This is a genomic window from Pseudomonas sp. SST3 (assembly GCF_003325755.1).
The window spans coordinates 1-8,347 of record NZ_QORI02000050.1 but is presented as its reverse complement, the minus strand read 5'-3'; the positions used below and the strand labels follow the sequence as shown (position 1 = coordinate 8,347).

7 protein-coding genes are annotated in these 8,347 nt (G+C 54.9%); 3 read left to right on the top strand and 4 right to left on the bottom strand.

Annotated features, from left to right (window positions below; translation table 11 throughout):
- The 4 genes from DQ405_RS22750 to DQ405_RS22735 form a co-directional block, all read right to left on the bottom strand.
- Positions 1-1,783 (bottom strand): CusA/CzcA family heavy metal efflux RND transporter (locus DQ405_RS22750; RefSeq protein ID WP_168426237.1); only part of this gene is annotated, 1,783 nt, incomplete at its 3' end.
- 16 nt (positions 1,784-1,799) lie between these two features.
- On the bottom strand, positions 1,800-3,167 hold the full coding sequence (locus DQ405_RS22745) for an efflux RND transporter periplasmic adaptor subunit (RefSeq protein ID WP_168426236.1): 1,368 nt from the start codon (positions 3,165-3,167) through the stop codon (positions 1,800-1,802).
- Positions 3,168-3,176: 9 nt separating this feature from the next.
- On the bottom strand, positions 3,177-4,484 hold the full coding sequence (locus DQ405_RS22740; RefSeq protein WP_168426235.1) for a TolC family protein: 1,308 nt from the start codon (positions 4,482-4,484) through the stop codon (positions 3,177-3,179).
- A 58-nt stretch (positions 4,485-4,542) separates the two neighbouring features.
- Positions 4,543-4,932, bottom strand: a complete 390-nt coding sequence (locus tag DQ405_RS22735) for a hypothetical protein (protein WP_155737913.1) — start codon at positions 4,930-4,932, stop codon at positions 4,543-4,545.
- Positions 4,933-5,314: 382 nt separating this feature from the next.
- Here DQ405_RS22735 and DQ405_RS22730 point away from each other — a divergent pair, with 382 nt between their 5' ends.
- The 3 genes from DQ405_RS22730 to DQ405_RS22720 all read left to right on the top strand — a co-directional run bounded on the left by DQ405_RS22730 (position 5,315) and on the right by DQ405_RS22720 (position 8,333).
- On the top strand, positions 5,315-6,634 hold the full coding sequence (locus DQ405_RS22730) for an OprD family porin (protein WP_168426234.1): 1,320 nt from the start codon (positions 5,315-5,317) through the stop codon (positions 6,632-6,634).
- A 320-nt stretch (positions 6,635-6,954) separates the two neighbouring features.
- Positions 6,955-7,629, top strand: a complete 675-nt coding sequence (locus DQ405_RS22725; RefSeq protein ID WP_008569962.1) for a heavy metal response regulator transcription factor — start codon at positions 6,955-6,957, stop codon at positions 7,627-7,629.
- The gene (locus DQ405_RS22720) at positions 7,626-8,333 is read left to right on the top strand and encodes a hypothetical protein (RefSeq protein WP_241730127.1); all 708 of its coding nucleotides are present in this window, start codon (positions 7,626-7,628) and stop codon (positions 8,331-8,333) included. Before DQ405_RS22725 ends, DQ405_RS22720 begins: the two co-directional genes overlap by 4 nt.
- The last annotated feature ends 14 nt before the right edge of the window (positions 8,334-8,347 follow it).

Below are 8,347 nucleotides of genomic sequence, written 5' to 3'. Positions count from 1 at the left end.
GCTCCAGCTGCTGCTGCATCTCGACAGACTGACTAAGGCTGGTAGCCGGTACACGAAGGGCTTGGATAGCGAAGTCCCCCTCGTTGAGGCTAGGCACGAATTCACTGCCCATACGTGCCCCTACGAGGCCGGAAAGTACAACTGCAACAACGGCAAAGGTGAGCACTACTGGCTTGTTGGACATCACCGCATCGAATGCAGGTGCGTAGGCCCGTTTAGCATTGCGGATTAGAAAGTTTTCCTTCTCTGTAACACGCTTGCCGATAAAGAGCGCAACGGCTGCCGGGACGAACGTCACCGAGAGAATCATCGCCCCGAATAGCGCTGTCACTACGGTAAACGCCATGGGCGTGAACATCTTACCTTCTACCCCTGTAAGGGCGAATATCGGCAGATATACGATCATAATGATCAGCTGCCCATAGAGTAGAGGCCGACGCACTTCCTTTGCCGCAGCGAACACTTCATGAAGCCGTTCGGACAGCGTTAATGCCCGCCCGTGATGGGACTGAGCGTGAGCAAGTCGACGCACGCAGTTCTCAACAATCACCACGGCACCATCGATAATGATGCCGAAATCCAATGCGCCTAAGCTCATCAGGTTGGCGCTGACCTCGTTGGCTACCATGCCGGTGAACGTAAAGAGCATCGCCAGCGGTATAACAAGTGCGGTTAGGATCGCCGCACGGATATTGCCCAAGAAGAGAAAAAGTATAACCACAACAAGAATGGCACCCTCAGTGAGGTTCTTCTTAACGGTGGATATAGCTTTGTCTACGAGTACAGTTCGATCGTAGACAGTAATCGCCTTTACGCCCTCTGGAAGCGAAAGGTTTATCTCTTTCATCTTGTCATCGACAGCCCTAGAAACTACCCGGCTATTTTCACCGATAAGCATGAAAGCCGTACCTAGAACCACTTCGCGGCCATTCTCGGTGGCTGCGCCAGTACGGAGCTCCTTTCCAACCTCTACCGTCGCAACGTCGCGGATACGTACTGGGGTACCGTCAACGTTGCTAATAAGGGTATTGCGGATGTCCTCTACTGATTGCATTTGTCCTGGAGCACGAACAAGATACTGCTCGCCGCGTTTTTCAATATATCCGGCACCTAGATTGTTATTGTTTTGCTCAACCGCTTCGATCAGATCTTGTAATGTCAGTCCAAACGACCGCAAAGTGTCTGGATTGGGGGCGATCTGATATTCCTTTGCATATCCTCCGATCGTATTGATCTCAGTTACGCCTGGTACATTGCGGACTTGCGGTTTGATGATCCAATCTTGAATCTCACGCAAGTCAGCAGAGGTATAAGGCGTACCGTCCGATTTGGTGGCACCGTCCTCAGCTTCAACCGTCCAAAAATAGATTTCGCCAAGCCCAGTGGAAATAGGGCCAAGTGTTGGAGTGACGCCTTCCGGAAGCTGATCTTTGGCCCCTCCCAAGCGCTCATTCACAAGTTGGCGGGCAAAATAGATGTCAGTGCCTTCCTCAAAAATAACTGTGATCTGAGAAAGTCCATATCGAGACAAGGAACGGGTCTGCTCGAGCTTGGGCAACCCGGCCATTACCGTCTCGAGCGGGTAGGTAATGCGCTGCTCCACTTCCAGCGGGGAATAACCTGGGGCCGCAGTGTTGATTTGCACCTGTACGTTGGTGATATCAGGGACAGCATCGATAGGCAGCTTTTGGTAGCTGTAAGCTCCTAACGCTGCCATGCCAAGCACGGCTAGCAAAACCAGCCAGCGATGCTCTATAGAAAAGCGAATGATACGTTCGAACACAGTCTATAACTCCGTATCAGTGAGCATGCGAGGCGCTGGCTTTGCCAAGCTCGGACTTAATGATGAAACTGTTGGCCAAGGCATAGCGCACTCCGGCCTGAAGACCTTCCTTGATTTCAACCGCTTCACTATCGCCGCGACCAGTCACGATTGGCTGAGCAGCAAAGCCATGGTCGGTCCGTACAAACACCACCGGATTATCTTCCAACGTGTGGATCGCATCGGGCTTGACTGCAACCGGCACGGACACTCCGCCAGAGCCTACCCGCACTTTGACGAACAGGCCGGGACGCCAAACACCTTCCGGGTTCGGAAGCGTGACCCGGGCGGTAGCGGCGCGGCTTTGCTGACCAACAAGTGAGCCGACATAAGAAACGGTGCCATTGGCACTGGACTCGAATGCTGTGGCTTCGATAACCGCGTTGCTGCCGACTCGTACCGCGCTGAGTGCATTGGCAGGAACGCTGATATCTGCCCAAACGGTAGAGAGATCGGAAATGATGAATATCTGGTCGTCGGTATTGACTGACTCACCGAGCGTGATGTCCTTCTCAACGATCATCCCATCGAACGGCGCCCTGAGTTCGTAGCGGCTCAATGCGTCTGGCTTGCCAGCATCACTACCAAGCGCTTGTAGCTGTGCTTTTGCATTCGCAACCGTCAGCTCTGCTTCCCGTAGAGCCTGTTGTGCCTGTAAATAATCCTGTTCTGCAGAAATACGCTCTTCCCACAGCTCCTTTTCGCGTCGATAGGTTTTCTGAGCCAATGCAAGACGTTTTTGTGCCGCGTAGAACTCGCTTCTACGTTCCGACAGGTCGGTACTCGCGATCACAGCAAGCACTTGCCCCTGTTTCACCTGTTCGCCCAAATCGACTTTGACCGCTTCAACGACACCTGAGAGACGAGGCACAACTTGCGCTGTACGATCCTGGTTAAACGTAATTTCACCTGGCAGCTCGATTGCGCTTTGTATCTGTGCAGGCTGAGCGGTTGCCAGCGAGATGCCCGCGGCTAGGATTTGGGTCTCGGAGAGTTCAACCTCTGCTTCGGCGTGCGCTGCTCCCTCAGGACCATCGTCATGCTCATCTTTCTCTGCCGCACCGACCTCGTGATCGCTATCGGCGCCTCCTTCATCATGGCCATGATCTCCTTCGGCTTCGGCTTCGGCTTCGGCTTCGGCTTCGGCTTCCTCATCCGAATGCCCTTCATCCCCATGCTCCGAAGCGCCACCATGCTCTCCATGCGCGTCGCTCGCATTAGGCACAGCAGGACTATTGCCAAGAAGCAATCCGCCAAGTACTAGTGCCACGCCTAATATGACGACGATCCAAAAAATCTGCTTCTTGTGAACAGCCAAGGAAGATGTGTTCGATTTACTTTTCATATGGATTCCTTATGGCTGAGTGGCCGAGGGGATAACGGCCGACCCATCGCCGACGATTCGCGCGATTTCCGCCGCCGCCTGGTTAGCTTGTGAGAGCGCAGACAGATACTGAGAGCGGGCTTGGAAAAGCGTGCGTTGAGCATCCAGTACGTCAAGGAAGGTGAACTTTCCGAGTTCGAACCCCTTGCTGGCAGCTTCATAAGCGCTCTGGGCACTGGGGAGCATGTCGTTGCGCAACAGTTCAAACTGCTGCCGAGCAGTGCGCAGGCGCATGTGTGCTTGGGAAAGCTCGCTTTTCAGGCGTATATGGACGGCGTTGAGCTCGTCCTGAGCCTGGTAGGCCCGTTCCTGCGCTGCTCCGATGTTGCCTTGGTTTCGATCAAGCAACGGCAAGGGCATCGAGATACTCACCAGTCCCAGCGTGCCGTTATATTCATCTGAGCGTTGGGCACCTACGCTAACCGTCACGTTAGAAAAGCGATTCGTCCTTTCCAGCTCCAACGCAGCCCGACGTCTTTCAGCCTCCCGACGCGCGCGGGTTAGTTGAGCGGAATCGTTCAAGCGGCTATAAAGCTCAGCTAGTTCGGGGAGCGGAGGCACTGCCTCTGCCGGCTCTTTTACTCGCTCAAAGCGTGGCTGTGGGTTTCCCCAGTTGGCCGCCAGCCGAGTGCGCGCAGCTTCGAGTTCAGCTGTGGCCCGGGCAAGCTCTACTTGCACTCCTGTAGCCGCAACCCGCGCCCGGGTTTCCTCTACAGGAGAAACCATGCCGGCCCTCACACGCCGATTGGCCACGTTCACTGCTTGCTTCGCAAGCTTTGAAGCAGCCTGAGCGAGCTCCAGCCGTTCTTGCGCAGTAAGCACATCGTAGTATGCGCCCATCACTGCCCCCCTCAGTCGAGCTTGGGCGTCCTGCAGGTCAGCAGCTGCTACGTCCAAGGCTCGTTGCGCCGCCTCAATACGAGCCGAACGTTTACCACCCAGCTCTATTTCTTGGCTCAGTTCAAGCGTGGTCTCCGGGGCATCGCCCCGGATTCCCTCCTGGCTAGCGGACAATATTGGATTCGGACGTGCTCCTGCTTGGCTAATTAATGCGCGAGAAGCAGCCAGCTCACGTCTTGCAGCAGCCAGTTCAGGGCTTGCAGAGCTAGCGAGTTCCAAGGCGCGTACAAAGCTTATGGAGTCGACAGACTCAACGGGGAAGGTATTTGACACACTGACAGGTAAGGTCTGTGTGAAGGTCGGCAACTCTAAAGGCTGCGCAGAGGCGAGGTTGCACGACAACATCGTCAACCCCAGCGGTAAAAGAACTTTTCGCACCGAAATCTCCTAGAAAAGGGAAGGTTCGGTGAGACGTCAGATACAGATAAATGGCGTCCTACTGGTTAATCTGGCGTCTCACCGGCTTTGCACCGATGCGCCAATTAGGTTTTTCAGGACGCCCGGCTTCAGCCGATGCGTAGCTAGCAGAAGAAAACGGTTTCAAGCTTATTGATAATACCGAACCAGGAGAAATCCCTTTCCTTATAAGCGGCTTGATATGGTCGCCATGAAAGACACAGTCTCCATCCAGACTGATTTTTTTTGCGGCTTTTGACGATCCTTCCTCGTCAGCACCCAGAGACTCGTGCGAATGTTCGTGATGTCCAAGATGATTTGCTGCCGAACCATCCTCATGTCTGCAGCTCGTGCTAACAACTGCCCATGATGATTGCAATGGGAACAGGGCTAGCAACAACAGCAGAACTATTTTTCTCATCCAAGGCAAAACGATGACTTCCTGGTTTAGATGTCGAATCCAATCATAGAGCTACCCCCGCCAAGACGCGGAACACAGCGCCGCTACTGCGACAGTGATTCGTCCTGGGTTTAGGACACAATACACGAAAGCGTTTTTATCAGCCTCGCCAAGCCGGGGAGATAACTGATGGCCATGGGGCTGACTTTAAAGAAGAGTGGATAACGACCGCGTGACCGCAACATTACAAATCTGTAATCGAGGATATGCGCGATTGCTTGCCTCTCAGATAACAAAATAGTAATTTGCCGCTAATCCTGCGGTCATCTGCAGGGAAGAACTTGCCTAAGCGCTAAAAAAAAGCGAAAGGCGTCATTTGAGCACTGACCTGCCGTACACCAGGAGCATCATCATGAGCAAAATGGCCGTTTTTTCACTAACAGCCCTTTCACTGGCATTGGGCAGCGCCCCGGTCTTTGCCCAATCGGAAACAGCGGAGGGCTTCATCGAAGGCAGCACGCTATCGCTGATAAATCGCAACTATTATTTCAATCGAGATTTTCGCGACGGTGAGAGTGCGACCGGCAATGGCTACTCTGAGGAGTGGGCGCACGGATTAATGGCCTTCTTCGAGTCCGGATATACTCAAGGCTCGGTGGGGGTCGGTGTCGACGCCTTCGCCATGCTCGGTCTCAAGCTCGATTCTGGATCAGGACGTTCCGGTGCTGGCGGAAGCGTCGATCTTCTCCCCTACAATAGCGCCGGCGATGCCGAGGATGACTTTTCTCGAGTGGGAGGGGCCGTGAAAGCACGGTTCTTGGACACCGAGATTAAAGCTGGTGATGTGTTCCCCACTACTCCCGTCGTGCACTTTGGTGACGCACGGCTGCTGCCGGAGTCTTTCAAGGGGTTCACCGTTGTGAACAACTCGCTGGACAGTCTTACGCTTGCGGCCGGGCGCCTACACGCGATGAGCCAGCCCAATACCAGCAACACGAACGATGACTTCGTCACGTTTTATGGCGGTGCCGTCGACGCCCCTTGGCTCGGCTACGCAGGCGGTGACTACAGCGTGAATGAAAATATCAGTCTTAGCCTGTACACCAGCCGCCTCAAAGATGCCTGGAACCAGCATTACTTCGGTGCGTCGGCCACCTATCCGCTCTCCGATATCGTCGCGCTGCTGGCCAGCTTCAACTATTACAAGGCAACCGACGAAGGCCGTGAGTTGCTGGGCGAGTTCAACAACAACATCTGGAGCTCCAGCCTGGGTGTCGCCTTCGGCGCGCACACCGTCACGGCGTCGTATCAGCGAAACAACGGTAACAACGACTTTGACTACTTGCGCCAGGCGGACTCGATCTACCTGAACAACTCCATTCAGTACAGTGATTTCAACTCACCTAAAGAGCAGTCCTGGATGCTGCGCTACGACCTGAACATGGCGGAGTACGGCATACCCGGGCTTACTTTCATGACCCGCTACGCCCGCGGTTGGGGCGCCGATTACAGCAACGCGAACGAGGTGTACATGCGCCAAGACGATAACGGTGCGCCGCTGACGGGACAGAACCGCTGGGAACGCGACGTCGAAGCCCGCTACGTTGTACAGACTGGCTCTCTCAAGGATTTGTCTCTGCGGGTGCGCCAGGCTACCACGCGGGCGACTGCTTTCGAGTCCGACCTCGATGAGGTCCGATTCATCGCCGAGTACCCTCTCTCGATCTTGTGAAACACCATGAGCAACACCACATCTTCTTTAGTTTTGCTCCCTTGGTTTGAAGATGTGTTTCAGGCGCCCATCAGGGCGCCTTTTTTCGTTTGGTGCACCCGCTCGCGCTGCGGGTCAACCAAATGACCGGTAGATTACAAATTCGCAAGATAGCCCTCACAGGGCTTTTACCGCGTTAAAGTGCTTCCCGCTTCCCTGGGCAGATCTTTTCGCCTCTGCCTTTCACGCTAGAGCCAAGCCGCTTTCGTCTTGACCTAGTTACTACATGGATTTTTTTGGTTCCGCTTACCGCGCACCTCCTTGCCGAGTTACCTCAAAACATGCGCATCCTGGTTGTCGAAGACGAGATCAAAGCTGCGGAATACTTGCAGCAGGGTCTTATCGAATGTGGTTACTTGGTCGATTGCGTAAGTGATGGCCTCGATGGGTTTCACCTGGCACTGCAGAACGACTATGACATCGTGCTGCTAGATGTGAATCTGCCAACCATGGATGGGTGGGAGGTTCTCGAACTCATCAGGCGGCGTAAGCAGACACGCGTCATCATGCTGACTGCCAATGGCCGCTTAGAGCAAAAAGTCCGCGGCTTGGAATCGGGCGCCGACGACTATCTGGTCAAGCCGTTCCAGTTCCCCGAGCTGCTTGCCCGTATCCGGACACTGTTGCGGCGAGGCGAGGCAGTCACACTTCCGAGCAACCTGCGTGTAGCCGACCTCGAACTGGACCCGGCCCGGCATAGGGCTTACCGGAGCGGTCAGCGTATCGACCTCACCAGCAAAGAATTTGCGTTATTGCATCTGCTCATGCGCCGGACTGGCGAAGTCCTCACGCGTACGGAAATAACTGCCATGGTGTGGGACATCAATTTCGACTGCGATACCAATGTGGTGGATGTTGCGATTCGTCGCCTGCGGATGAAAGTGGACGAACCCTTCGGCGATCGCCTGATACACACCATCCGGGGTGTGGGCTACGTGCTGGAGGCGCGGCCTTGAAGCCACTCAGCCTCGCATCGCGTCTCGCGCTTCAAATCACACTGACCGGCGCCGCTTTGGTCGCGCTGCTGATTGCACTGAGCTACTGGGTACTGGTGCGCCAACTGGAACTGCGCGCCCAGGAGGAAGTGACGGCCAAGCTCTCTCAGATCGATCATGGACTCCTCGAAGACACCAAAGCCCGTATGGGCCGCTCCTGGCAACACGCATTGAGCGATACCGTACTCGGCCATGACAACCTTTCGATTACGGTCATCGGCGATACAGCGAAATCACCCATTTTCAGTATCGGCCGATTCGCCAATGCGCCGCAGCAGCTGGATCTCGTGAGCAGGGACGGCGACTATCTTGGCTGGACAACGAAAGATGGCGTGCAGATGCTAACCGGGCGCAAGCAAATCCAAGTCCCGGGACTGGCTCCAATGACGCTTTTACTTTCGCAAGATCGCAGTGCCGATCAACGGCTGGTGGCTGCATTCCTGCGCTCGGCCTTAGTGACCGTGCCGATGCTACTGATATTGATCGGATTGGCTGGATGGCTAATCGCCCAAAATGGCTTGCGGCCGCTTCGCAAGTTCCGGGCCTTGGCGACTAAGGTATCTACACAGGATCTATCACCTCGAATCCGCACCGATCGGCTTCCGCAAGAGCTCCAGGCATTGGCGCACCACAAGCCTCAACGTAATGCTTCATCGACTCGATGACGGCGTTCAGCAAC

Excerpts from the sequence above, each read along its gene's own strand:
- DQ405_RS22745 (WP_168426236.1), bottom strand. The coding sequence starts at position 3,167 with ATGAAAAGTAAATCGAACACATCTTCCTTGGCTGTTCACAAGAAGCAG.
- DQ405_RS22730 (WP_168426234.1), top strand. The coding sequence starts at position 5,315 with ATGAGCAAAATGGCCGTTTTTTCACTAACAGCCCTTTCACTGGCATTG.
- DQ405_RS22725 (WP_008569962.1), top strand. The coding sequence starts at position 6,955 with ATGCGCATCCTGGTTGTCGAAGACGAGATCAAAGCTGCGGAATACTTG.